15 protein-coding genes are annotated in these 26,775 nt (G+C 59.7%); 5 read left to right on the top strand and 10 right to left on the bottom strand.

What is annotated here, in order from left to right:
• Nucleotide 1 precedes the first annotated feature (1 nt).
• The 5 genes from KG007_RS02115 to KG007_RS02095 all read right to left on the bottom strand — a co-directional run bounded on the left by KG007_RS02115 (nucleotide 2) and on the right by KG007_RS02095 (nucleotide 10,232).
• Nucleotides 2-1,099, bottom strand: coding sequence for a phosphotransferase enzyme family protein (locus tag KG007_RS02115; protein ID WP_213347189.1), 1,098 nt, complete (start codon nucleotides 1,097-1,099; stop codon nucleotides 2-4).
• 144 nt (nucleotides 1,100-1,243) lie between these two features.
• On the bottom strand, nucleotides 1,244-2,269 hold the full coding sequence (locus KG007_RS02110) for a DUF5017 domain-containing protein (RefSeq protein ID WP_213347188.1): 1,026 nt from the start codon (nucleotides 2,267-2,269) through the stop codon (nucleotides 1,244-1,246).
• Nucleotides 2,263-4,095: a RagB/SusD family nutrient uptake outer membrane protein gene (locus tag KG007_RS02105; RefSeq protein ID WP_213347187.1), complete on the bottom strand. Its 1,833-nt coding sequence runs from the start codon at nucleotides 4,093-4,095 to the stop codon at nucleotides 2,263-2,265. The genes KG007_RS02110 and KG007_RS02105 overlap by 7 nt, the downstream gene beginning before the upstream one ends.
• 23 nt (nucleotides 4,096-4,118) lie before the next feature.
• Entirely contained in the window at nucleotides 4,119-7,250 is a 3,132-nt protein-coding gene (locus KG007_RS02100) for a SusC/RagA family TonB-linked outer membrane protein (protein ID WP_213347186.1), read from the bottom strand.
• Nucleotides 7,251-7,280: 30 nt separating this feature from the next.
• Nucleotides 7,281-10,232: a chondroitinase family polysaccharide lyase gene (locus KG007_RS02095; RefSeq protein ID WP_213347185.1), complete on the bottom strand. Its 2,952-nt coding sequence runs from the start codon at nucleotides 10,230-10,232 to the stop codon at nucleotides 7,281-7,283.
• 184 nt (nucleotides 10,233-10,416) lie between these two features.
• On the opposite strand from KG007_RS02095, the gene KG007_RS02090 reads away from it, so the two are divergent.
• From KG007_RS02090 to KG007_RS02070, 5 genes are read left to right on the top strand one after another with little or no spacing between them, the layout of a single operon-like run.
• A complete protein-coding gene (locus tag KG007_RS02090) occupies nucleotides 10,417-11,631 on the top strand; it encodes a glycoside hydrolase family 88 protein (protein ID WP_213347184.1) in 1,215 nt (404 codons plus the stop codon).
• Between the two features lie 11 nt (nucleotides 11,632-11,642).
• The gene (locus tag KG007_RS02085; RefSeq protein ID WP_213347183.1) at nucleotides 11,643-14,672 is read left to right on the top strand and encodes a chondroitinase family polysaccharide lyase; all 3,030 of its coding nucleotides are present in this window, start codon (nucleotides 11,643-11,645) and stop codon (nucleotides 14,670-14,672) included.
• A 1-nt stretch (nucleotide 14,673) separates the two neighbouring features.
• The gene (locus KG007_RS02080) at nucleotides 14,674-16,212 is read left to right on the top strand and encodes a sulfatase family protein (RefSeq protein WP_213347182.1); all 1,539 of its coding nucleotides are present in this window, start codon (nucleotides 14,674-14,676) and stop codon (nucleotides 16,210-16,212) included.
• A gap of 12 nt (nucleotides 16,213-16,224) precedes the next feature.
• Nucleotides 16,225-18,801: a DUF4955 domain-containing protein gene (locus tag KG007_RS02075; RefSeq protein WP_213347181.1), complete on the top strand. Its 2,577-nt coding sequence runs from the start codon at nucleotides 16,225-16,227 to the stop codon at nucleotides 18,799-18,801.
• A 19-nt stretch (nucleotides 18,802-18,820) separates the two neighbouring features.
• Nucleotides 18,821-21,097, top strand: coding sequence for a PL29 family lyase N-terminal domain-containing protein (locus tag KG007_RS02070; protein ID WP_213347180.1), 2,277 nt, complete (start codon nucleotides 18,821-18,823; stop codon nucleotides 21,095-21,097).
• A gap of 73 nt (nucleotides 21,098-21,170) precedes the next feature.
• Here the strand turns inward: KG007_RS02070 and KG007_RS02065 are convergent, their stop codons facing one another.
• The 5 genes from KG007_RS02065 to ilvB form a co-directional block, all read right to left on the bottom strand.
• Nucleotides 21,171-22,136, bottom strand: coding sequence for a type I phosphomannose isomerase catalytic subunit (locus KG007_RS02065; RefSeq protein ID WP_213347179.1), 966 nt, complete (start codon nucleotides 22,134-22,136; stop codon nucleotides 21,171-21,173).
• Between the two features lie 10 nt (nucleotides 22,137-22,146).
• Nucleotides 22,147-23,253, bottom strand: a complete 1,107-nt coding sequence (locus KG007_RS02060; protein ID WP_213347178.1) for an ROK family protein — start codon at nucleotides 23,251-23,253, stop codon at nucleotides 22,147-22,149.
• A gap of 167 nt (nucleotides 23,254-23,420) precedes the next feature.
• Nucleotides 23,421-24,467, bottom strand: coding sequence for a ketol-acid reductoisomerase (gene ilvC, locus KG007_RS02055; protein WP_195458344.1), 1,047 nt, complete (start codon nucleotides 24,465-24,467; stop codon nucleotides 23,421-23,423).
• 23 nt (nucleotides 24,468-24,490) lie between these two features.
• On the bottom strand, nucleotides 24,491-25,021 hold the full coding sequence (gene ilvN / locus KG007_RS02050) for an acetolactate synthase small subunit (protein ID WP_195458343.1): 531 nt from the start codon (nucleotides 25,019-25,021) through the stop codon (nucleotides 24,491-24,493).
• Between the two features lie 13 nt (nucleotides 25,022-25,034).
• Complete coding sequence (ilvB, locus tag KG007_RS02045; RefSeq protein ID WP_213347177.1) at nucleotides 25,035-26,771, bottom strand: biosynthetic-type acetolactate synthase large subunit; 1,737 nt, start codon at nucleotides 26,769-26,771, stop codon at nucleotides 25,035-25,037.
• Nucleotides 26,772-26,775 lie beyond the last annotated feature (4 nt).

Raw genomic sequence — 26,775 nt, 5'->3', positions numbered from 1 at the left:
TTTATTTGTATTTGGCTACGGTTTCCCGTACGATTTCACACATCGTGCCGTACTGCTCTTCCATGCTTTGCAGCAGTTTATACTGGGCGTGCGTGCGCACGAGGTTGTGTTCGGGGTATTTTATCTTATAATAGGTGTCGCCGTCGATGTAGTCCATCAAAAAGCGCAGCACCTGTTCGAAGGTGATGTAACGCGCCGAGAATGCCAGGTGGTCGATTTCGGTCTGGTTGAGCTGTTTGGCCCGCTGCGAAAGGAATCCTTCGGTGTAGGCGCGGAACATGTCGAGGGACATGCCGACGCGTTGAAGGTCGCGGTCGTCCTCGTCGCCCGTGTTGGTGTAGGAACGGATGGCGTCGCCGAAGTCGTTGAGCGACGTGGAGTTCATCACCGTGTCGAGGTCGATGGCGCACAATACCTCGCCGTTTTTGTCGAAGAGGATGTTGTTGATCTTCGTGTCGTTGTGTGTCACGCGCGTGGGAATCGTGCCGTCCTCGACCTTCGACCAGAAGGCGAGCATCTCGCCGCGGCGCGATTCGATCCAGCCGATCTCCTCCTGGAGGTCTTTCACGCGGCCGGCGGCGTCGCGCTTCAAGGCTTCGTCCCACTGCACGAAACGGTGGCGGATGTTGTGAAAGCCCTTGATCGTTTCGGCCAGCGGCTCGGTGAAGTCCGCCAGTTGGGCCTGAAACTTACCGATGCCCTCGCCGCCCTTGCGGGCCAGCGCCGGGGAGTCGGCCTTGTTGTAAGCGATCGTGTCGCTGATGAAAACCGAAACGGCCCAGTAATCGCCTTTGGCGTCTACATGGTAGAGTTTCCCGTCGTGTGTGGCTACGACCGTCATCGCCTCGCGCTTGGGATCGCCTCCGGCGGCTTCGACGCCGCGGCGGATATGGTCCGTCACTTTGCGGATGTTTTCCATCATGGCCGGGACATCGGGAAAGATGTTCTTGTTTTTACGCTGGAGGATATAATCCGGCGCGTTGCCCGCCGTGCGGACGATAAACGTGTCGTTGATGAAACCCTCGCCCAGCGAGTCGATTGCCGTGATGGCGCCTTCCAGCGCGAACTGCGATGCTATTTCCTGTAATTCAGCCTTCATACGATCAGGTTGTTTCGGTTTTGGTTGTTTAAGGTTACGTTGCACCTCCAAAGTTACTGAAAAGAACGCAGAAATGCAACCGGATGTTATGAAAAAGCCCGCCTTTCTTGTGGAAGGGCGGGCTTTCGAAAGCTTTCGGCCGGGTTATTCGATTCGGTCGATTACCGTGAACGTCACTTCGTACCGGGTCGGGGCCGACTGTCCCTGGTAGTTGCCGTTGGCGACGATGAAGGTCGCCGTATAGGTTCCCGGCTTGGTGTAGGTGTACTCGTAGCTGGGCAGGTCGTCGGTCACGCCCTTGATGTTCTGTCCGGTGTCGGGCGAAATCGTGTTGAGCGCGATCGGCTGCATGAAGGCCCACTGTTCGATCTCGGGGAAAGCCCCGGCGCTGAAGCCCTGGAAGACGATGTTCGCTGTATTGTTCGCTCCAGGCTGGCCCTGGAATTTCAGGTTGCCGTTGCCCGAAACATTGTGGATGTAGGGGTCGTCGGCGTGCTGTGCGGCGAGCGAGAAGGGCACGAACTCCATGTCCAGGTAGTTGTATACCTGCGTGTCGTAACCCTTGAACCGCACCGTAATTTTCGGGTTGATACGGTAGGTACGCATCGTTGTCTTGGGGTCCGGATAATAGAGGTGCATGCCCCATGAGAAATTGTCGGCAAACTCTGTGATGTCGAAGGTGTAGGTCTCGAACTTGTTGGCGCTGTTCGGTGTGAAAGCCAGTTGCTTCCAGTCGGCGTAACTGCTTGCCGCGATGGCTTCGACCACGGGGCGGTCGGTGGCGGCGTCGCTGCCGTTGAGTCCTGCGAACTTGTTGCCTGCGAACAGGTCGAGGTTGTTCAGCGTGCCGTACTGTTGGCTGATCTCGATCTCCAGTTCGCACGACTCGATGTCCGCAACGTCGACCGTCGTGCGGTCCTTGTGCTTGTATTCGTGTCCCGTGTCGCCGGTCCAGACGGTGATAAAATCGGCGTTGCCGCTGAAATTGAAGGCGACGGGGTCGCCCGTGAGGTAGGTGTTCGTCGGCGCCAGTTGTACCGAGAATTCCAGCGGCTCGTAGATTTCATCGTGCTCGCACGAGGCTGCCACGGAGGCGAAGGCCAGCGCCGCTGCGAGGTATGTGATTCGTTTCGTATTCATCGTATGCTCTGCAATTATGCGTTTTACCATAAAGAGTTCTGTTTGAGCGCATGGTTCACCGCCAGTTCCTTGGTCGGGATCGGGAGGTAGATGTGGCGGGCGGCGACGTTGGCGTAGTTCGCGGCCAGGTAGTTCGTGTAGCTGACGTTGTGGTACTTGTTCTCCGTCGGGGCGTTGGTCCCGGCGTTGTGCATCTTCTCGACGAAGATGCCCCAGCGGATCAGGTCCCATTTGCGGAGCCCCTCGAAAGCCAGTTCGCGTCCGCGTTCGTTGCGCACCAGATCGCGGAACGAGCGATAGTCGCTGAGTTGGCTCTCGTCGGTCTTGATGCCTGCACGGCGGCGGATTTTCCGGATGGCCTCCTTGGCCTGGTCGTCCGGCGCCCCGGCGTATTCGTTGATCGCTTCGGCATACATCAGCAGCACGTCGGCGTAACGCAGGATCGGGAAATTGATCGTCGTATAGAGGCTCTTGGCCGACATCTGCTTTTCGTAAACCGTCTCGCGGCGCCATTTGCCGGCGTTGCGGATCGCGCACATGATTGTCGGATCGTATACGAGGTCGGCGGGGTCGAACGCATCGGTGATGGTCTGGTCGAGGCCTTCGATGTCGGGCGTCGCGAAGCCGTTGTTGTAGAGCCACGGCGTCTTGTACATGCTCTGCGCCTGCTTCAGGTAACGTGTCACGCTTACGCCTTCCTTGTTCTTGTAGGTGATCTTCTGGTTGTTCAGACCGCGGAAGTTGTAGCCCGGCAGGTTCCATTCCTGGCGTACGTCGGTGATCTTCGTGGCGTCCGACGCTTCGTCGGCCGTACGATCTTCGGTCCAGTAGAGCTGCCACAGGGTGTAGGAGCCGTTGTAGTAACCGTAGGAGTAGTTGCAGGCCCACTCCGAATAGTTGGTCAGTCCCGACTGCGAACGCAGGCCGATCAGATCGCCGATACGCCCGTTCGTCCAGTTCGTAGCGCTGGTGCGGTCGCCGAGGAATTCGGCTTCCCACATCGACTCGTGGTACTGCGTGTCGTACTGGTCGCGGATCATGTTGATGAAGACCTCTTCGTAGCTGTCGTTCAGGTCGTGTTTGTTGGAGATGATCACCTGGTTTGCCCAGTAGGCTGCCCGGTTGTACATCTCCTTCTTGCTCAGCCCTTCGATCTCTTTCACCGTCTCCCCGGCCATGAAGAGGTAGACGCGGGCCAGGATGCCTTGGGCGACGGTCTGGCTGACGCGCGACGGGGTGTTTTCGACAGTCTCGTAGAGGTCGGGAATCGTGGCTTCGATCTCGTCGGCGCACCATTTGAGGATTTGCTCCTGCGGCGTTGCCGCCATCTGCACGTCGTTGGGGTTGGGCGAGGTGGTCGCCTTGACCCGCAGGGGCACGTCGCCCCACGCCTGTGCCAGCAGGAAGTGGTAGTAGGCCCGCAGGAAGCGAGCTTCGGCGATGTAAAGCCCGATGTCGACCGAAAGTTCTTCGGGATCGATGTTCGTCTTCTCGACGGCTTCGATGTAGCGGTTCGCGTTCTTGATACCCTCGTAGAGCTTCGACCAGGCGTCGTAGATGACCGTCGTACCGGCGCTGTGGTTGTACCGGTCCGGACGCGATTCGCCGTTGTTGTAGTTGTTGAAATAGCAGAGGTCGTCGGCGTTGGCGATTTGCAGCGAGTAGTAGTGGCCGTAGAGCGCCTCGCTGTTCAGCACGCCGTAGACGCCGGCAAGGCCGTAGATCAGCTTCTTCTCGCTGTTGTAGTAGCCTTCGTCGGGAATGATCTGCGGATCGGTGTCGAGGAAGCTGCATGCCGAGAAGGCCGCTGCGAGCAGCGCCAGTGTTCCCAGTCTGTATATGCGTTTGATTTTCATAGCGTAATGTTGCGTTTAAACCGTTAGAAAGTGAGGTTTACGCCGGCCGTGAAGCCGAATGCGCGGGGATATGCCGACCAGTCGAATCCGGGGGTCAATACCGAATTGCGGGTCGAAACCTCGGGGTCGGGGCCGCTGTAACCCGTCAGCGTCCAGACGTTGTCGGCCGAGACGTAGACGCGCATCTGGCTGATGCCCGCTTTGCGGAGCGAACGGCTCGGCAGCGTGTAGCCCAGCGATATGTTCTTCAGGCGCAGGAACGAACCGTCCTCGATCACGCGCGACGAGTACTCCTCGCGGCCCGTGGCGCCGACGCGCGGGATGTTCGACGAGGGATTCTCCGGCGACCAGCGGTTGGCGTAGGAGGCCAACTGGTTGGTCTGGCTCTTCCAGCCCGATTCGAAGACGAGGCGGTTGGCATTCAGCACGTCGTTGCCGTAACTCCATGCGAAGAAGATATTCAGGTCGAAATTCTTCCAGTTGAAGTTGTTGCCGAAACCGCCCGTGTTGAGGGGCTGTCCGCATCCGATGATCGTGCGGTCGTAGTCGTCGATGACGCCGTCGCCGTTCATGTCTCGGTATTTCATGTCGCCCGGCTGCATCGTGTTGCCCTTGAACGAGGGAACGCCACCGACGAGGTTGCCCTTGTCGTCGAAATCTTCGGCCTTGTAGGTTCCGTCGTAGATGAAACCGTACATCATGCCCGTGGGCTTGCCCACCTGCGAGATGTAGGGGAACTGCGAGTTGAAACGCGTCTCCCACGACACGGAGCTTTGGAGCGTGTTCTGCCCGTCGACCAGTCCGAGGATTTTGTTGCGGTTGAAAGCGATGTTGAACGAGGTGGACCACTGGAACTGCCGGTTCTTGACGTTGACCGTTTCGAGCGTCAGTTCGAACCCGCGGTTGCGGATTTTGCCGATGTTGAGCATTCCCTGTTCGAAGCCCGACGAGGCGGGCAGCAGGGCGTAGAGCAGCAGGTCGCGCGTCACCTTGTCGTACCAGTCGGCCGTCAGTTTGATGCGGTCCTCGAAGAATCCGAGGTCGAGGCCGGCGTTCCACTGCTCGGTGGTTTCCCACTTGAGCTTTTCGTTGGCCATGTTCGAAACGTAGTAGCCCGGCACGCGCTCGCCGCTGAACACGTAGTCGAGCGAGCTGCCCGAGCCGGGGTTGACGGTGATCTGCGAATAAAAGTCGTAGGGGGTCTGCGTGCGGTTGTTACCTGTGAGGCCCCACGAGAGGCGCAGCTTGCCGTTGCTCATCCATTCGCTCTTTTTCAGCAGGTTCTCGCGGTTGAAGTTCCACGAAAGACCGGCCGAGGGGAAGTAACCCCAGCGGTTGTCGGAGGGGAATTTCGACGAACCGTCGGCGCGGAACGAGAAAGTGAAGTAGTATTTGTAACGGAAGTTGTAGTTGGCACGCAGGAAAGCCGACATCATCCGCCAGTCGTAATAGTTGCTCTGGACCTTCTGGTAGTTACCCGTGTAAATACCCGCGATGCCCAGTTCCTCGGAGGTGATCTGTGTCGACGAAACGCCGTCGTAGGTGTTCTTCTGTCCCTGGAGCGAAAGTCCGGCCAGCAGGTCGAGGTTGTGGTCGCGGCCCACGCGTTTCTTGTAGTTGAGCGTATTTTCGTTCGACCAGCTCGTCTGGTCGGTCCAGTAGATAGCGCCGTTGACGCCCTTGCCGCTGGGCGATCCGGCGTATCCGGTGTAGGTTTGGCTGCCGTTGAACTCCTCGCGGCGGCGCTTGTTGAGCACGTAGCCGCCCGTCGTCTTGAACGTCAGTTCGGGGGTGATCTTCCACGTCAGCGCCGCGTTGGCGTTGAGGTAGTCCACGAGCGTTTTGCGGTACTCGTTTTTAGCGGTCTTCACCGGGTTGAAACGATAGTCGTCCGATCCGGCTACGTCCGCGTCGAGCATCGAGTCGAGGATGTCCTGCCCCGGGGAGGTCACCGGACGGTAACCCCAGACCGAGAACATGAGCCAGCCCGACGAAGACGAGGTCGTCTGTGCCGTGGTGGGGGTCACGCCGTTGGTTACCGTGCGCGAATAGTTGGTGTTCACGTTCAGCGACAGTTTCTTCGAGATGGGCAGCGTGAAATTGGCCTTGCCCTGGTAACGTTGGAAGTTCGACCGGATGATGATGCCGTCCTGGTCGAGTGCCGAGAAGCCCACGTTGTAGCGCATGCCCTCCTTGTTGCCGCCCGAGAGCGAGACGTTGTAGTTCTGCTGGAAAGCCGTGCGGTAGAGCCGGTCCTGCCAGTCGATGCCTTTGATGTTGCGGTAGTCGTCCAGCGTCAGGCCTTCGCTGAAATAGGTTTTGTCCATGTCGACGCCCCAGTCCTGCTGTAATTTCACAAACTCGTAGGAGTCGAGCAGGTCCATTTTGTTGGCGATCTTGTTGAGCGAGAATGCGGCGCTGAAGTTCACCGTGGGCTTGCCCTCGTTGCCGCGCTTGGTGTTGATCACGATGACGCCGTTGGCGCCGCGCGCACCGTAGATGGCGGTCGCCGAAGCGTCTTTCAGTACGTCGATCGACTCGATGTCCGCGGGGTTGATCGACGCGGCGAACGAACCTTCGGACGGGAATCCGTCGATGATGTAGAGCGGGGCGTTGCTCTGCGTAAGCGAGTTGTTGCCGCGAATGGTGATATTGGCCTCGGAGCCCAGCGAGCCGTCGCCCGTGGTGACTACCACGCCGGCGATGCGTCCGCCCAGCGCCTGGTCGAAGTTGGTGACGTTGGCCTTCATCATCGTTCCCAGGTCGGCTTTGGCCACCGATCCGGTGAGGTCGCGGCGCGTGGTGGTTCCGTAACCGATGTTGACGATCTCGACGGCGCCGATTTGCGAAGCTTCTTCGGTCATTTTGACGTTGATCGCGGTGCGTTTGCCGACATATTCCTCGACGGTCGTGTAACCGAGGTAGGAGAAGACGAGTGTTTCGGTCTCCTTCGCCTTGATCGAGTAACTGCCGTTGGCGCCCGTGGCCGTTCCCGACTGCGTCCCCTTGATCAGTACGGTTACGCCCACCAGCGGTGCACCGTTGGCGTCGACCACGCGTCCGTCCACGGTGCTCTGAGCGAATGCTTCCCCTGCCCGGAATACCGACAGGGTCAGCAGCGCTGCCGCAGCCATGCGTTTAAGTGCTTTTTTCATAAAAATAGATAGGTTGTGGGATAAAAATGGTTATTTCTTCTTAAGCCGGAACTCCACGGGCTGTCCGTGGCGGCAGGTTATCTTCAGCAGTGTTCCGGTATCGTGGGAAACGGCCGTGACGCCCGGATATTGTGCGGCGAGTTCCCATGCGCCGTCGAGGAGCACCTCTTTTTCGAGGGGCTGGCTCTCCTGGCGCGTGGTGTAGGTCTTCTCCGTGAGGCCGAGATCGGGTGTGCAGACGCTCATCACGACCTGCCCGTCCGCGTCGGTGCGCTCCATTAAGATCGTCTCTTCAGCCGCCTTGCGCACAAGGCCTTCGCCCGTGTACTCCCCGAAACAGATGTAGCCCGTGATGCCTGTGGCGAAGTCCTTTACGACATGGGCCGTGTTGTCCTTGCGCAGCACCTCGTAGCCGTCTTTTTTGATGAAGCGTGTAATTTCCTTGTTCGAGGGCTGGATGTAGACCGCATATTCGTATTCGGCCTGCTTGGGCGCGCGGCCGTGGTCGATCCAGGCCGAGGCGAAGTTGCCTGTCTGGAGTGCGCGGGTCTTGTCGTTGGGCGAGGTCTGCTCCTGCTTGACGATGTTCACCGCCCCGGCGTTCTTCACCACGTAGAAGTTGCCCTTTGTGTCGGAGAGTGCCAGCCGTTCGCCGCCCTTCGTGAGGTTGAGCGGGAAGGCGTCGTAGACTTGTCCGTCGACTTCCATCTGTTCGCCCGGGCTGTCCAATTGCAGTTGGAAGAGCGTCGTTTCGGTGGGATAAGCGGAGTTGTCGTTGTCGATGCCGCTGCCGAGGAAGACCATCCGGTTGTCGAAGCAGAAGACCGACTTATGGGCAGTAGCGCCCGGGGTGAAGTTCTTGCGGTCCTTCTCGACGAACTGGAAGGCCAGTACGCCGTTGCGGCCTTCGAGCGACGAAGCCCCCGAGAAGCGTTCGGGATTGCGCTCCATGAGCGTTCCCGGCAGCGGGCTTTCCAGTTCGGGGTAGGGCAGGTGGATGGTCGTGGCGCCCGGTACGCGGTTCCAGTCCCAGCCGTCCTGTACGAATCCGCTCGCGGCGGCCGTCACGGGATTGCCCGAGCCGATGATCGGCGCCGAGCCGTAGCTCTGGTAACGTCCGTAGCGGTTGTCTTTGGTGTATATTTCCGAGCCCCAGACATCCGAATTGTAGGCTTTGAGCGTCACCATCCAGTTGTCGCGGCGGTGAATGCCCGCAGCGCCGTAATTATAGACGAAGAAGCCCGACGGCGTAGGTCCTGCCGATATGCCCTCTTTCTTGAAAAGGTTGTTCAGCTCCTTATCCGTGCCTTTCAGACGCAGGTAGGCGCCCGCCAGTTCGGGGTCCGCGCCCTTGCCGCTGCCCGTCAGATCGCCCTGCGTGGCCAGATAGCCGAAGGCGTTGACATCGGCGTCGGGAATGCGGCCGTTTTTGCCGAAGGGATGGCGGCCGGCGAGGCCGAGGCCCCAGTCGCGCAGGTCGGTGTAGTTGGCCATGGTCATCAGGGCCAGTTTGAAGTTGCGGCGAGCCGGTTCGGAGAGGATGAAATCGGTCCCGGCCGTGGCTTTGCAGTAGTAGCCGATCATGGCGAACGCTCCGGTCGAGTAGGCCGGGTAGAAGCCGCCGTGGTGGAAGGTCGTGCCGTCGGGTTTGATGCCGCCGATCGTGCCCGGCGTGAAGTCGAGGCTGCCCGAGAGCCACACTCCGAGGCCCTTCATGGCGCGGTACTGTTCGGCTTCGGAGGGAAGCATCAGGGCGCTGATGATCTTGGGGATGAGCAGCGTGTGCCACGAGTCCAGCAACTCGTCGCGCCCGTAGACATAGGGTTTGCGCGTCTCCGCAAGGCCGCTCCAGTAGGCCAGGACCTTGACGTATTCGTCGGTTTTGCCGCGGGCGGCGATCTTGTCGCGCATGAGCCACATGGCGTCGTAAATCTTGCGCACGTTGTAGCCGTAGTGGTGGTTGGTTCCGTTGCCGTGGCCGAAGGCGAAGCCCTGGTCGATAGCGTGGTCCATCACCAGGAAGAAGTCGTCGTCGTATTTCGAATCCTTGTTGATGTAGCTGTTCAGCGCAAAGGCGTTGAGCATGTTTTCGATGTCGTCGAGGCGCAGTTCGCCTTTCGGGCGGTTGCACTCGTCGTTCGAGAGCAGCGGTGCGCCGAGTACGCCTCCGTCGGCGGTGCGGCGGATTTCTGCTTTCTCATAGGTCGCCAGTGCGCGCGGGATGATCGTGCCGTTGATGTAGTTGGTGCTCGACATGTTGGCCGCGACGATGCTTTCGATGCGCGACTTCACGGCGTCGAGCTGGGATTTCTCCGCAGGGGTGATCTCGCGCAACGGCTCTTCGTAGGCATACTGTTCCCATTCCCAGAGGCGGGCCCAGTGCCACAATTCGCGCTTGAGGTTGCAGTTGTTGTCGGGAATCTGCTTGTCGGGGGTGATTTGGTCGTGGAGTTTGACTTCGGAGAAGGTCAGGCGGTCGAGGAACAGCTCCCCGCTTTCGACTCCGGCGGGCGTCGAAACGATGAGCCGCGAAACCTGCTGCGAGGCGTGGTCGCCCGGCATGTCGTTGTACTTGATCCAGCAGGCGCGCCAGCCCGTGAAGTCCATGTGGAAATCGAACCAGTAGGGGACTTCGCCGGTGGGCGTCTCGAACGAGAAACGCATGTCGGCGTCGACGGCTTTGGGGTTGTAGATCCAGAGCATGACGCCTGCGCCTTTGACGCGCATCGAGCGCATCAGTTGTCCGAAATCGTTGTAACGAAGCGTCGAAGGGGCGCTCCACGACCAGCGCAGCGAATGGGTTCCGTCCTTGTAGCGGAGGCCGCTGAGTTCGGCTGTGCTGTTTTCGCCGCATACGAAAGCTTTGGGAATTTCCGTTTCAAAGCTGATTTTAGCATCTATCGCTGCTGCGGCGTTTTGACTCCAAAGAGTGGCGAATAACCCTAAAATCGCTGACACTCCGTAATTTAATACTTTTTTCATAGAATCTTATTTGGCCAAATGTAGATAAAGAAATTGGATAACCAAAATTTTAACGATAGAAAATAATAAAAATTTTATTTTCATCAGAAAAAGTTATTAAAATATGTTGAAAGTCTGGAAAAAACTTTATCTTTGTCCGGAAAGTTGATTTGGTTTACCAAAATAAAACGTTAATTACCTATTTATGAAGACTGTATTTAAATACACGACCGCCGCACTCCTCCTCGCAGGAGCCGTAGCCTGCTCGCAGCCCGGGAAGCGCGCGTCGATTATTGGCGAGAATATTGCCATCGCCGAAAAGCAGATCGGCATGCTGGCCGATTCGAGCGAAACGGGCGGTGTGATCCGCATTCCTTCGACCTGGAAGAACGGCCGGATCGACTACGTGCCCGTCGACGACTGGGTGAGCGGTTTCTTCGCCGGAACGCTGTGGTATATGTACGAACTGACGGGCGACGAACAGTGGGCTGCGCGTGCGCAGAAGCACACCGAAATCCTCGACTCGGTGCAATACCTCCAGTGGCATCACGACGTGGGCTTCATGATCTACGACAGCTACGGCAACGGGCTGCGCCTGAAAAACGTTCCCGGCTACAAGGACGTGATCGTCCAGACGGCCAAATCGCTCGCTACGCGTTTCCGCCCCGTTCCGGGCGTTATCCAGTCGTGGGATTCCGACCGGGGCTGGCAGGGCGAGCGCGGCTGGCAGGTCCCGGTGATCATCGATAACATGATGAACCTCGAACTGATGTTCAAGGCTACGGAGTTCTCGGGCGACAGCACCTATTATAATATCGCGGTGAAGCATGCCGACCGGACGATGAAGGAGCATTTCCGCGATGATTTCAGTTGCTACCATGTCGTAGACTACGACCTGACGACGGGCGATGTGCGCGGACGCTGCACGGCGCAGGGTTATGCCGACGATTCGGCATGGGCGCGCGGGCAGGCGTGGGCCGTTTACGGTTATGCGACCTGCTACCGCTACACGGGCGACAAGCGCTACCTCGACCATGCGGAGAAGGTGGCGAACTTCATGCTCAACGACAAGAATATGCCTGCCGACCTGGTTCCCTACTGGGACTACGATGCGCCGAACATCCCCGACGAACCGCGCGACGTTTCGACGGCTGCCATTATCGCATCGGTATTCTATGAAATATACACCTATACGGGTAACGACCTTTACAAACAGAAGGCCGACAAAATCGTCGAGTCGCTTTCGTCGCCGGCCTACCGCGCCCCGGTGGGCGGGAACGGCGGTTTTCTGCTGATGCACTCCGTGGGCAGCATTCCGCATGGCAGCAACGTCGACGTGCCGCTGAACTATGCCGATTACTATTTCCTCGAAGCGCTGATCCGCAAAGGCCGCGTGGAGGCGGGTGAGCCCTTGTTTTAAACCCGATGCCCATGCGTAAACTGTTATTTCTCGCCGCTGCGTCGGTGTGGTCGCTGGCCGCACCGGCTCAGTCGGTGCGGGAGGTCGCCGATGCACGGATTCTCTCGTTCGAAGAGTCTGCGGCGCCTTTTACGGCATCGAAAGGCTCGTCGCTGAGCGTTTCGGGCGACCATTACAAGCACGGCGCCCGTTCGGTCCGCTGGCAATGGTCGCGGGAGGGGGCCGGGGTGCGTATCGAATCCCCGGTGGGTTACCTGTCGGAAAATCCCAATCCCAAGGAGACTTCCGTCTCGACCTTCGTTTTCTGGGTCTATGCCCCGAAGGCTTTGACGGGCAAACTGCACTTCGAGTTCCGCAAGGCGGGGCGCACCTGCGCGTGGTTCGACTACGGACTGGAGTTCTCGGGCTGGCGCGGCGCATGGGTGGCTTTCGACCGAGACATGCAGGGCCGCCCCGAGGAGGGCATGGACGAACTGGTGATCAGGGCGGAAGGCGTCAAAAAAGGCGAGTTGTTCTTCGACCACCTGATCCTCTCGTCGTTCCAGGACGTGCGACACCATACGGCCGATTTCCAGGCTCCGTTCATCAACGCTGCGACCACGAGCCACTGGCTCACGCTGCTGCGATCGTGGCGCAACCCGATGCCCGCGGCTCCAGCCTCGATCGGCGAGGCTGAAAAGCGCGATATGGCGACCGTCGAGCGGCGTCTGCGCGAACTGCTGCTCGAAGACAAAAAGCCGGCGGCAATGAATGCCCTGCGTAAACGCTTCGCCGGTTACGGCATTACGGAGAATCCCGACGGGACGGTTAAAGGCAAACCGATCTGGTTCGTACGTTATGCCGAAACCTACATCAACCTCGGACACCCCGGTATCGGCAAACTGTTCAACGACAACGACCAGACGCTGCGCAAATACAACGATTTCATGTTTCAGGTCGCCGTGGCCCACGATGCCGCTGCCAACGCCGCCGAACGGGCCGAGCTGGAACGGATGTACGTGCTGCTGACGCGGCATCTTTTGGATCAGGGTTTTGCCGCGGGAAGTGCTTTGGGAACCCTGCACCATCTGGGTTACAGCATGCGCAATTTCTATACGGCTCCGGTCATCATGCGCGACGTACTGCGCCGTGCGGGGCTGGAGCACGACGTGCAGCAGGCAATGGAGTGGTTCTCGGGCGTAGGCGAGGTGAAACTTCCGCCTGCGGAGCCGGGCATGGACATCGACGCCTTCAATACGTCGCTCATCGGCCGTCTGGCGAGCATCGTGATGCTGCCCGACACTCCGGTCAAGGCGGCCTATCTGGAAGCCTTCTCCCGCTGGGTCGACAACGGCTATAAGGTTACCGAGGGAACCGGGCCCTGCTTCAAGAGCGACGGTACGGTTTTCCACCACCGCCGCCACTATCCGGCCTATGCCGTGGACGGGTTCAGCGGCGGGGCGGTCAATGCCGTGTGGCTGCTCTCCAACACGCAGTTCGCGGTGAGTGCCGAAAGCCATGAAAACCTGAAACGCGCGCTGCTCGAAATGCGTTTCTACTGCAACCTGCGGTCGTTCCCGCTGGCCCTCTCGGGCCGCCATCCCGACGGAAAGGGAGCCTTGATTCCGTGGCACTATGCCCGGCTGGCCCTCGCCGGGTCGCCCGATGGCCGAGAGGCGGTTGACGCGGAACTGGCCGCGGCCTACCTGCGTGTGGCCAAAGGAAAAGATGCTTATACGCGGTTGTTCGCCGAAAAAGGTATTGTCCCCGAGCCTTCGCCCGTCGGAACCCGCGTTTACGGATATAACGCCTCGGTGTCGCACCGCCGCGGCGATTGGCTCGTTACGGTTGCGGGACACAGCCGCTACCTCTGGGCGGCGGAGATTTATCAGGGCGCCAACCACTATGGCCGCTATTTGACGCACGGCAGCGTGCAACTGCTTGCCGACGGTGATCCCGTGAGTGCTTTGGGCAGCGGATTCCGCCAGGAGGGCTGGGACTGGCGCCACATTCCCGGGACGACGGCGCTCGAAATCCCGATAGAGCGAATGAAGGCCGACATCCTGAATGTCGACACCTGCTCGGGCTACGAGGAGATGCTCCTTTCGGACGAAGCATTTGCCGGAGGTGTGAGCCACCGGGGCCGCGACGGAATGTTCGCGATGAAACTGCACGAGCACGACAAATACAACGGTTCGCTCCGGGCGCTCAAATCGGTTTTCCTGTTCGACGACCGGGTTATATGCCTCGGTTCGAACATCGAAAACAAGTCCGAGGGCGGCCTGCACACGACGCTGTTCCAGAATTTTCTGGAGAATGAGGCCGATCCGGTCATCGTGAACGGCGTTGCGGCGACGGAATTCCCCTACCGGGCCGAACTTTCGGGCGGTGCGGTCCTGCGCGACAACCTGCGCAACGCTTACTTCGTGCCGCAGGGCCGGGTGCATATCCAAAAGACGCTTCAGCACTCGCTCGACGAAGAGACCGATGCTCCGACCGATAATAATTTCGCAACGGCATGGATCGACCACGGCGGCGTGGTCAGCGGCGGCGGGTACGAATACATGCTGGTCGTGCACGCGTCGGACGACGACGTGGCGCGTTACGGCCGGGAACTGCCCTACGAGGTGTTGCGCCGTGACGCTTCGGCGCACATCCTGCGCGACAGGCCGTCGGGTATTACGGGCTATGCGCTCTTTGCCGCCGGTAAGGTGGGTGTGGGTGTGCTGGAAAGCGTGTCGCTGCCTTCGCTGGTAATGATCGGCGGCGGCAAAGGCGGGTTGACGGTGAGCGTCGCGGACCCCGACCTGCGGTTTTACGAGGGACCGAGCGACGAAGTGTTCGATGCCGGCGGCAAACGCGTCGAGCGGAGCATCTACTCCCGCACGTGGATCGATAATCCCTCGGAGGCATCGGAACTGGCGGTCGTGATCCGCGGCCGCTGGCAGCCGGACAGCGATACGCCGGGATGCCGGGCCGAGGCCGAAGGCAAAAACACCCGATTGACCTTCACGTGCCGCGAAGGCGCGACGCGCGAAGTGAATCTGATTGAAATACGATAAAATGTTGAAAGTAAAAACTGTAATTCCGTTTGCGGGCCTTGCCCTGACGGCCTGCGGGCAGTCGGCGGCCGAGCGTCCCAACGTGATCTATGTCTTTCCCGACCAGTACCGCAACTCCTCGCTGGGCTTCTGGAGCGATCCGGAGTTTGCCGCCGAGGTGGGGTGGAAGGGCGATCCGGTTGTGACGCCCAACCTCGATCGTTTTGCCCGCGAAGCCACGGTGCTGACCGAGGCGGTGAGTAACTTCCCCGTGAGCAGTCCCCACCGGGGCATGCTGCTGACGGGCATGTATCCCGAGCGGAGCGGCGTAGTGCTGAATTGCATGTCGGAGCGGCCCGAGAGTTCGCTGCGCGAGGATGCCGAGTGTATCGGCGATGTCTTCTCGGCGGCGGGTTACGACTGCGCCTACATCGGCAAACTGCACGCCGATTTCCCGACCAGGAACAACCCCCAGCGTCCGGGGACCTATGTCAGTGACGACGTTCCCGAGTGGGACGCCTACACCCCGCCCGAACGCCGCCACGGCTTCAACTACTGGTATTCCTACGGCACGTACGACGTGCACAAGCATCCCCATTACTGGGACACCGCGGGCAACCGCCACGACATCGACGAGTGGTCGCCGCAGCACGAGGTCTCCAAAGCCATCGAATATATCGAAAACAAGGGCGGCGTCCGCGATCCTAAAAAGCCGTTCCTGATGATGATCGGCATGAATCCGCCGCATTCGCCCTATGCCTCGACCGACGACTGCGACCTGGAGGGGTATGAACTTTACAAGGATAAGTCGCTGACCGAACTGCTCGTGCGCGACAACGCCGATACGACGATGGACAAGGCTGCCGCCGCGCGTTACTATTTTGCCAACGTGAGCGGTATCGACCGGGAGTTCGGCCGCCTCATGGAAGCGCTGGACAAAGCCGGACTCACGAAGAATACGATCGTCGTCTTCGCCTCGGACCACGGCGAAACGATGACCAGCCATTCGACCGCCGACCCCAAGAATTCGATCTGGCGCGAATCGCTGAACATTCCCTTCCTGGTGCGCTATCCCGGGCGGGTTCCCCACCGTGTGGACGACATGCTGTTGTCGACGCCCGACATCATGCCCACGCTGCTGGGACTGGCGGGCCTCGGCGAACGGATTCCCGCGAGCGTCGAGGGGCGTGACTACTCGGCCCTGCTGCGGCAGGACGCCGTGCAGCCTCGGCGTCCGCGCGCAGCGCTTTACATGCGTAACCTCGACGGCGAACGCGATGCCGACGGAATGGTCCGCGACTTCTTCGCCCAGGCGCGCGGCGTAAAGACTTCGACGCATACGATGGAGCTGCGCATCGGGCGCGACGGCCGGCTCGAACGCGTATTGCTGTTCGACGATGCCGCCGATCCCTACCAGTTGCACAACCTCGCGCCGGAGGAGAACCCCGAACTGTTCGCCTCGCTGTGCCGCGAACTGGCCGTGCTGCTGCGCGATAACGACGATGTGTGGTTCCGCGAACGCGTGCTGGCCGACGTGGTTCCTTATGATACGAGTAACTAATAATTATCGGATATGAACAAATTGTTTTTGTGGATTGCAGCGGTTTCGGCCTTGGTTCTGCAATCGTGTGAAAATACCGACGGTATCCGCGACGAGATCGAAAACCTGCGCGACCGCGTGGCCGCGCTGGAATCGAAGATCGGCAGCGTGAATACCTCGATCGAGGCGCTCCATCGCCTGATGGACGAATCGACGATTATCGTCGGCGTCAAGTCCAATGCCACGGGCTACGAGATCGAACTGAGCGACGGGACCAGGTTGCCCGTCATCCTCGGCGAGAAGATCGAGGCGCTGGTTCCCGTTATGGGGATCGACGCCGAGGGCTACTGGACTGTAAGCCTCGAAGGCGGTGCGAACCCCAAGCGATTGGAAGTCGACGGTGAATATGTTTCGGCATGGCCTGTCGCCGGCGGCGAGCACGAACCCGGCGCCGAAGGAATTACCCCGCAACTGAAAGTTTCGGCCGACGGCGAGTGGCTCGTGAGCCTCGACGGCGGAGTGACCTATACACTGCTTTTGCAGGATAACAAGCCTGTCAATGCCGTGGGTGACAAGGTTGTCGTCAGTTACAGTTCGGCTTTCAAGTCGGTGGTGTACGATACGAAGACCGGCCTGCTCTCCGTCGAGTTGCTCGGCGGTGAGAAGCTCACGCTTCCTGTCCTCGACGAGTTTTCCTTGACGGTGACGGCTTCCGACAACGAGACGTTCTTCCTCGGGGAGACCCGGGCGTTCGAGGTCGTGCAGACGGGTGTCGCCGAAGCGGTGATCGACGCCCCTGCGGGGTGGTCGGCGGTGCTCGGCGAGACGACGCTGACCGTCACGGCCCCTGCGACGTTCAACGCCGCTTCGCAGGAGGCGGCTGTTTCGGTGACGATCTATTCGGACCGGAAATACCGGAAACTCGTAACGCTGAAAGTGACGCTGCTCAATGAGCAGATGGATGCCAACGCCGCCGAGGCGTGGAAAAATTTTAAGGCCGGAACTGCGGATAACGTTCTGCTGGATTATTCGTATGCCGGTTATAAACACGGCGAAGAGGCTCCGGCCGATGCCTGGGGACTGGGCTATAAAATTTACAATGTCGTCGATTACGGCGCCGATCCCACGGGAGTGAAGTCGTCGCGCGGAGCGTTCGTGAAGCTGCTCAAGGAACTGAAACTCTCGGGACAGAGCGATGCGGGGGCCAATCTGGCCAACGCCAATGCCCGGGCGGTGATCTATTTTCCCGAGGGGCGTTTCATCCTCCACGACGACGATGACAACAGCTACGATGCTTCGGCGGTAAACCAGTCGGAGAAGGACTCGAAGGGCAACAACGTCAGCGAGGAGATTTTCATCCGCGGCGGCAACTTCGTGCTCAAGGGCGCAGGCCGCGGCAAGACGACGCTGGTAATGGACACGCCGAATCTTCCGGCCAATCCGCAGAACATGTGGTCGTCGCCCGTGATGATCAATATCAAGCACAATTCGGGGCTTTCGGACCTTACGGCCGTGACGGGCGATGCGCCCCGCGGCGCGTTCTCGGTGGAGGTGGCCTCAGCGGCCGGCATTTCGTCGGGCGATTGGGTGTGCCTCTCGCTTTCGAACAACGATCCGGTGCTGGTAGCCCAGGAGCTTGCACCGCACCGGGTCGAGGGCAACATGACCGATATCCTGACCGTTACGGTCGAGGATTACCACCAGGTGGCATCCGTGAGCGGCAACCGCCTGACCTTCGCCGAGCCGATCATGTACGCTGTGGAAGCCAAATGGAACTGGAAAATCCGCAAATTTCCGCATTACGAGAACGTCGGCGTCGAGGACGTGACCTTCGAGGGCCGCTCGAAGGAGAATTTCGGACATCACGCCTCGTGGCAGGACGACGGGGCTTACAAGCCGCTCAACATGATGCGGCTGACGAATTCGTGGATCCGCCGCGTCGATTTCAAGGGCGTCAGCGAAGCGCTTTCGATCGTGTCGAGCGCCAACTGCTCGGCTTACGACATCGAGATCAGCGGGAATCGCGGCCATTCGGGCGTACGTTCGCAGTCGTCCTCGCGTATCTTTATCGGCAAGGTTTACGACCACAGCCGCGGGCAGGCCGTGTCGCCTCCCTATACGAGTACGGGGTATTTTGAGAATGCCGGACAGTATCACGCTTCGGGCGTCTCGAACACCTCGCTGGGGGCCGTACTGTGGAACAACACGTGGGGCGACGACGCCTTCTTCGAATCGCATTCCAAACAGCCGCGCGCTACGCTTGTCGACCGTTGTACGGGCGGATTCGTGCAATGGCGTTTCGGCGGCGACGAGACCAACGTACCCAACCACCTGGGCGACCTGACGATCTGGAACCTGAATGCTACGCGTGCCGCACACGATTTCGGAGCCGGTCCGTTCAAGTGGTGGCTCTCTTCGGACAAGTGGTGGAAAACCATGCCGCCGATCATCGTCGGTTTCCACGGTGCGTCGGTCGCTTTCGACGAAAGCGTCGAACAGGTGAAATACCTCGAAAGCAACGGTGCAGCCGTCGAACCGCTGTCGCTCTACGAAGCGCAGTTGCGCGAACGGCTGGGATATGTTCCCGCATGGCTCAATTCTTTAAAATAAATAAAACACACGATAAATTATGAAAAAGTATCTGATCCTGTTCTTCGTCGCGGTGGCTGCGGTATTCCAGTCGTGCGACAACAACGACGATCTGTGGGATGCGATCGACGACCTGAAGAGCCGCGTGCAGGCGTTGGAGACGCAGGTCGACGCGCTTAACGGCAACATCGAGGCGTTGCAGAAACTCTACGGCGGAGCCACGATCTCCAAGGTCGAGAACTCCGGCGGCAAATACACCATCACGCTGACCAACGGTGAGATTATCGAACTGGTGCAGGGCAGCGAGGCCGAGGCCGTGATTCCGATCATTTCGATCAACGACAAGGGCGAATGGCAGGTCTCGACCGACAACGGTGCGACCTTTACATCGCTCGGTGTCAAGGCTGTGGCCGAGGACGGCACGACGCCCCAGTTCCGCATTGACGAGGCTACCGGCTACTGGCAGGTGAGCTACGACGGCGGTAAGACCTTCGAGAATGTGCTCGACACCAATAAAAAACCGGTCGAGGCCATCGGTTCGGGCACGGTGACCGACAAGTTTTTCGATACGGTGAAGGTCGACGGCGGCGATTTTTACATCAAACTGCTCGACGGTACAGAACTGCGCATCCCGATCCTGAGCGATTTCTTCTGCCGGATCGTTACGCCGACCCCGGGCGTGCAGACGTTCGACGCCGGGGCTACCAAGCGTTTCGACGTAGAGATCAAGGGTGTCGAGCAGACGAAGCTGTCGGCCCCCGAAGGCTGGACGGCACGCCTTACCGATGCTGTCGGCGAGAAGGCCGAACTGATCGTGACGGCGCCTGCCGCCACGACCCGTGCTACGGCCGATACGTCGAAAGACGTGGCTATCGAAGCATTTGCGGCCAACGGACTTTCGACGGTCGCCAAGATTCAGGTTGAGAGTTCCGGGACGGCGCCTGTCGCCCCGACGGTTGCGGTGACTGCCTCCGTAACGGTAGAGCCTACGCAGTCGGCGCTGACCTTCGACATCGCTCCTTCGGCCAATGCCGACGGTTGGAAATACATCTGCCAGAAATCAACGGAGGCGGCCCCCGACGCTGCCAAGGTCCTTGCCGACGGTACGGCCGGCGTGGGTACGAGTGTGACGGTCGAAAATCTGGAGGCGAATACGGCCTACACGATCTATGTGGTTGCCTATGCCGGTGAACTGACGAGCGAGGTCGCAAGCGTGCAGAATACGACGGCGGCGCCTCCCGTTTCCACCGAGACGGACTATTATCAGGATTATCAGGACGGGAAAGACATCACGCTGGGCAGCCTGACGATCAACAAGACGGCTTATCCCGATGCGCAACTGCTCAAACCGGCGGACCTGACCGCTACCATTCTCCAGACGGGCGGCCTGATCTTTGTCGACAACTCGGATGAGTCGGCGCTGGCTCATACGGTCGACGGAGGTTCGGTAAATGCCGGACGAACGGCCGATCTCGTGCTGGTAGGCCGTTACAAGGAGCGCGAACAGGCGGCGCTGACCCTGCCTGAGATGCGTTGCAACCGGAATGTGGCCGTAATGAACCTCCACCTGATCGGAAACACCTCCAACACCTTCACGACGACTAATGCGCAGAACTTGAACCCCGATCTGCTGCTGGTGGATTGTACGCTCGACATAAAGCGTTACTTCATCTACGACAATAATGCGAACTGGAGTTTCAACGACATTCTGGTCGACAATTCGTTCGTCATGTATCCTGCGGGCGCAGGGGACCAGCCGGCGCTGTATGCGATCACGACGACCGCCAAGGCCGGGGGCTATCCGATGCAGAGCATCAAGCTGACAAATAACGTGCTTTATGCAACCGCGCCGACGCAGGCCTATATCCTGCAATGCGGAAACAATGCGCAGTACGATACGAAGAACCTCCGGATTGAGATTACGGAGAATACGCTCTATGACATTTACCAGCCCAATATCCTGGTCCGCGCGTATATTCTTGCCGGGCTGACCGTGACCAAGAATGTGGGTTACTACACCGGGGTCAGCGCCAAGAACTACCTGACAGCGGTCTACAATACGGCGGATTTCACCAATGATAAGGCGGACGTGTCGTATAACTACCTCTATACGACGCCTGTTGAGACCAATGTTAATTTCTGGTCGGTGAAGCATACCGGAAACTACACTCCTGAGAACAACCAGATGGGCGAAGGGGTGCAAGTGCCGTTCTCGTCGATGAATGCGGCGAAAGGGTATTTCCCGGTCGATGCTTCGGTGGTGAAGACGGGTGCGGGAGCGACCTACGACACGAAGGCGTGGTTCAAGGCGGAGTAATTCCGGCCTGCCGCGACGAAAAAACTCCGGCCTGCGAAAAGCAGGCCGGAGTTTTTTATTGGGATGGGAGGAATCAGCCGATCCAGCTCGTCAGGACTTTCATGCCCCCGTCGGGCGTGAAGGTAAGTGACCGGGCCGAGGCCGGGATCAGGACCGTTTCACCCTGGTGTACCGTCACCGTCACACCGCTGTCGTCGGTGAGCGTTCCGCGTCCCTCGATGCAGATCGCCACGACGAACGAATCGAGCGCCGCGAGATCGAGCGTCTGCGGACGGGTCATGTCGTAGAGCGACGTGGTGAAATAGGGGCACGACACCAGTTCCACGCGGGCGTCCTGCGCCGCTTCATAGTGCGTACGGTAGTCGGGCAGCACGGTGTAGTCGATGGCGTCCTTCGCCTGCTCGGTGTGCAGTTCACGGGTGTTGCCGCCGGCGTCGCGGCGGTTGAAGTCGTAGATGCGGTAGGTGATGTTCGAGGTCTGCTGGATCTCGGCGATGAACGAACCGGCTCCGATCGAGTGCACGCGGCCTGCGGGCAGGAAGAAAACGTCGCCCGGATGAATCTTGTAGTCGGCCAGGATGTCGGTGATCGTGTTGTCGGCCACGCTGGCCTCGTATTGGGCCGGGGTCACCTGCTTCGAGAATCCCGAACGCAGGTGCGCATCCTTGTCTGCCGATACTACGTACCACATTTCGGTCTTGCCCTTCGATTTGTGGCGCTCCCACGCCAGTTCGTCATTCGGATGTACCTGGATCGAGAGGTCCTGCCGGGCGTCGATGAATTTGATCAGCAGCGGGAACTCCTCGCCGAAACGTTCGTAGTTCTCTTTGCCGAGCAGCGCCGCGCCGTGGCGGGCGATCAGACCCGGGAGTGTCGTCCCGGCTTCGGGGCCTTCGGCGACGACGGATTCGTTGTCCTTTACGCCGGAAAGTTCCCAACTCTCGCCGATGTTGCGCTGGTCGGTGCTGATTCCTTTGTAGGGGGCGATCTTCTCGCCGCCCCAGATCAGGGATTTTAAAATCGGTTGAAACTTGTACATGACTTTGTATTTATGCGTTTTCTGCATCCAGTTGGCTCAGGGCGAAAGCATATGCGCCGACCGAGATGGCCTGGCTGGCCCCCAGCTTCGAGATCGTCACGCCGATGCGTTTCTGCGGGTCGTAGGTTACGTAACGGTCCGTTCCGTAGACCTGCAACGGCCGCTGTGCACCCGTTGCGAACTCCTTGAATTCGGCTTCGTCGTCCAGGTCGTAAACCTTCATTTGCACCCGGTTGAGTTCGTCGCCGGTGAGTGTGTGCATCTTTGAACGCAGTTCCTTCAACAGACTCGGCATGATCCACTTGCGGGCTGCCGTGATGCCGCCGCCGATAACGATCAGACCGTCGATCAGCGTCACGGCCGTAGCCATGGCGTCGCCGGCGATTTCGCCCATTTCGGCGAAAGCCTTGCGGGCGGCCTCGGCATTGCCTTCGCGCGTTCCGTCGGCTATTTCACAGATATCCTTCGGCTCCAGCCCGTGGTCGGGGTTGCCCGTCAGTTCGCCGTAGACCCGTTTCACGGCCCGGATGGACGCTCCGTCCTCGACGATGATTTCGGGCATCTTCTTGTGCTTGAGGCAGAAAGTTTCGACGCACGAGTTGTCGCCCCGGTTAAGCTGGTTGTCGACCACGATGCCGACGCCCAGACCCGTGCCGAAGGTGTAGCCGACGAGGTTTTTATAGCGTTTGGGGCTGTTCAGCGCCTCCAGCCGGGCATTGACCTCGGGCAGTGCGCCTCCCAGCGCCTCGCCGTAGGCGAACAGGTCGCCGTCGTTGTTGATGAAAACCGGGATACCGAATTTGGCTTCGAGGAACGGTCCGAGCGCCACGCCTTCGCGGAACGAAGGGAAGTTCGGGAGGTAACCGCCGATGATGCCGTTGGGATAGTCGGCCGGGCCGGGGAACGCGAAACTGATAGCCACGGGTTTCTCGGGCAGGCGGGCGATAATCTGCTGAAAGCCTTCTACCATCGTAGCGAGGCATTTGTCCAGGCTGTTGGCGTTCGAAGGCAGCGTGATGGGCTCCACAATGAATTTATTGGCCTGCATGGCGCCGAACACGAGATTCGTGCCGCCTGCGTCGAGGGTGATGACCACCCGGTTGTCGTAACTATACATTTTATCGCGGTTTTATGGTTAGTTCATCTAAAAAAAGACGAGTTGGCAAATTGCTTTCCCAACTCGTCTCCCGTTCAGGGACCTGCTTCATTTGCAGGTACAAAATTACGTATAAAATTCCGTCCGGCCAAGATTTTGAATCAAAAAGAACCGGGTCGCAGATGCGATTAGTTGTTCTCGGGCCTCAGCTTGCGTACAACGGCGCCGGTCTGCCACATCTCGCTTTCGCGCATGTCGCGCAGCTCCTCGTTGAGTTTCTCGCGGTAATCGGGCTTGCTGTTCAGGTCGATCGAACGCTGGGCCTCGTTGCCGGCGGCCACCTCTTTGTAGAGCTCTTCGAAAACGGGCTTCGTGGCGTCGCGGAACTTCTTCCACCAGTCGAGCGCGCCGCGCTGGGCCGTGGTCGAACAGTTGGCGTACATCCAGTCCATGCCGTTTTCGGCGACGAGCGGCATGAGCGACTGCGTCAGCTCCTCGACCGTCTCGTTGAAGGCCTCCGAGGGGGTGTGGCCGTTGGCGCGCAGCGTGTCGTACTGGGCCGCGAAGATGCCCTGGATGGCGCCCATCAGCGTTCCGCGTTCGCCCGTCAGGTCGGAGTAAACCTCGCGCTTGAAATCGGTTTCGAACAGGTAGCCCGAACCCACGCCGATACCCAGCGCCACGACGCGCTCGAAAGCACGGCCCGTCGCATCCTGGAATACCGCATAGCTGGAGTTGAGTCCGCGGCCCTGGAGGAACATGCGGCGCAGCGAGGTTCCCGAACCCTTCGGGGCGATCAGGATCACGTCCACGTCGGCCGGGGGCACGATGCCTGTGCGCTCCTTGTAGGTGATGCCGAAACCGTGGGAGAAATAGAGCGCCTTGCCCGGCGTGAGGTGCTTCTTGATGGTCGGCCATACGGCGATCTGTCCGGCGTCGGAGAGCAGGTACTGGATGATCGTGGCGCGCTCGGCGGCCTCTTCGATCCCGAAGAGCGTCTCGCCCGGAACCCAGCCGTCGGCAACGGCCTTGTCCCAGCTCTTCGATCCTTCGCGCTGGCCTACGATGACGTTGAATCCGTTATCGCGCAGGTTGAGCGACTGTCCGGGGCCCTGTACGCCGTAGCCGATGATGGCGATGGTTTCGTCCTTGAGGACTTCGAGCGCTTTTTTCAGGGGGAACTCCTCGCGGGTTACGACGTTCTCTTCAACGCCGCCGAAATTGATCTGTGCCATAGTTTTTTGTGATTTAAGATTGATTAATTATGTTGTTTGTTGTTGAGTCGTTCGATCTCTTCGAGGTATTCGTTCAGCAGTTCGCGCCGCGATTTGATGATGGCCACCGTGCCGCTGCGCACGAATTGCTGTACGCCGTGGGGTTGCAGCAGCTTGAACAGCGCCTGCGTGTCGGCCTTGTGTCCGGTTTTTTCGACGACGATGTAGTCCTCGTCGATCTCCAGGATGCGGACGTTGTGCTTGCGCACCAGTTGTTCGACATTCCGGCTGCGGGTGACCTTGTAGAGGGCTATCTCCTGCTGTACCACCTCGTCGGAGGTGTAGACGAAGGTTTTCAGCACGTCGATCTTCTTCTCGACCTGCCGTACGAGTTTGTCGACCTGGTCGGGCGTGGTGCGGACCACGATGGTGAATTTGTGGATGCCCTGAAGCGCCGATTCCGAGGTCGTGAGGCTCTCGATATTCACGTCGCGGCAGGTGAAGACGGTGGTGATCTGGCTCAGCAGGCCCACTTTGTTTTCCGAAAATACGGTGATGATGTACTCTTGTTCCATAGGTTTCTGCATTTTACTCGAACCGGATTTCCGATACGGGGGCGCCTGCCGGGACCATCGGGAAAATGTTTTCTTCGCCTTCGACGCGTACTTCCAGCAGGAAGGCGTCTTCGGAGGCTTTCATGGCGGCGATCGCTTCGCCGAGTTCCTCGCGCCGTTCGACGCAGCGGTAGCTTAGGCCGTTGCCGCGGGCGATCAGCCCGAAATCGGGGTTGACCATCTCGGTGAAAGAGTAGCGGCGGTCGTAGAAGAGTTCCTGCCATTGGCGGACCATCCCGAGGAACGAGTTGTTCAGCAGGACGATTTTCACGGGAACGTGCGACTGGAAGATCGTGCCCAGCTCCTGGATGGTCATTTGCAGGCCGCCGTCGCCGACGAAGAGCACCACTTCGCGGTCGGGAGCGCCGAGTTTGGCCCCGATGGCCGCCGGAAGCCCGAATCCCATTGTTCCCAGGCCGCCCGAGGTGACGATGCTGCGGCTGCGGCGGAATCCGAAATAACGGGCCGCGTTCATCTGTTGCTGGCCGACATCGGTGACCAGCACCGCGTCGTTGCCGTAGGCCCGGCTCACGGCGTCGACCGTTTCGCCCATGCGGATACGCCCTTCGGCGGGATGCACCGCTTTGCGGATCACCGCTTCGTATTCTATCTTGTCGCAGGTCCGGAATCCGGCGATCCATTCGCTGTGGTCGCGTTTGCGGATGCGTTCGGTGATGAGCGGCAGCGACCGTTTCACGTCGCCCACGACAGGAACGTCGGCATGGATGATCTTGTCGATCTCCGCGGGGTCGATCTCCAGGTGGACCACCTTGGCATTGGCGCCGAAATGCGCGGGGCTTCCCGTCACGCGGTCGTCGAAACGCATGCCTACGGCGATCAGCAGGTCGCACTCCTGGTTCTTGATGTTGGGGCCGTAGTTGCCGTGCATGCCCAGCATGCCTACATTCTGCGGGTGGCCGGTCGGCAGGGCCGAGAGCCCCAGCAGGGTCGAGGCGGCAGGCATGCCGCTCTTGTCGAGCAGTGCCTGCAATTCGGCTTCGGCATTGCCCAGGACGACACCTTGGCCCACCATTACCAGCGGGCGGCGGGCTTGGTCGATCAGCCGCGCAGCCTCGGCGATACGCTCTGCGTCGGGCTCGGGCGAAGGGATGTAACTGCGTATCGACGTGATTTTTTCGTAGCGGAAGGGGGCCGTTCCGCACTGCGCGTCTTTGGTGATGTCGACCACGACGGGACCCGGACGGCCCGAACGGGCGATGTAGAAGGCTTTGGCGATGGCCGCCGGAATATCCTCGGTGCGCTTGACCTGGCAGTTCCATTTGGTAACGGCCTGCGTGATGCCGACGAAATTGGTCTCCTGGAAAGCGTCGGTTCCCAGCAGTGACGAGCCTACCTGCCCGGTGACGAGCACCAGCGGCGTGGAGTCCATCAGCGCGTCGGCGAGTCCTGTCACGGTGTTCGTGGCCCCGGGGCCGGAGGTTACGAGGCAGACCCCGACGCGGCCGCTGACGCGGGCATAGCCCTGTGCGGCGTGGACGGCGCCCTGCTCGTGGCGGACGAGGATGTGCCGCAACTGGTCGCGGTAGTCGTAAAGCGCGTCGTAAACGGGGATGATCGCGCCTCCGGGGTAGCCGAAGAGAATGTCTACACCTTCGTGTAAAAAGGATTCGATCAGGGCCTTCGATCCTGTGATCACGGGGTCGGAGGCCGTGCGTCGCTCTTCGGGGCGGGAGGATTGGGGAGTATTCATAGTC

It is taken from the genome of Alistipes montrealensis, from assembly GCF_018362775.1.
Classification (GTDB): Bacteria; Bacteroidota; Bacteroidia; order Bacteroidales; family Rikenellaceae; genus Alistipes; species Alistipes montrealensis.
The sequence above is the reverse complement of the archived record's forward strand: the minus strand, read 5'-3'. Positions and strand labels throughout refer to the sequence as shown.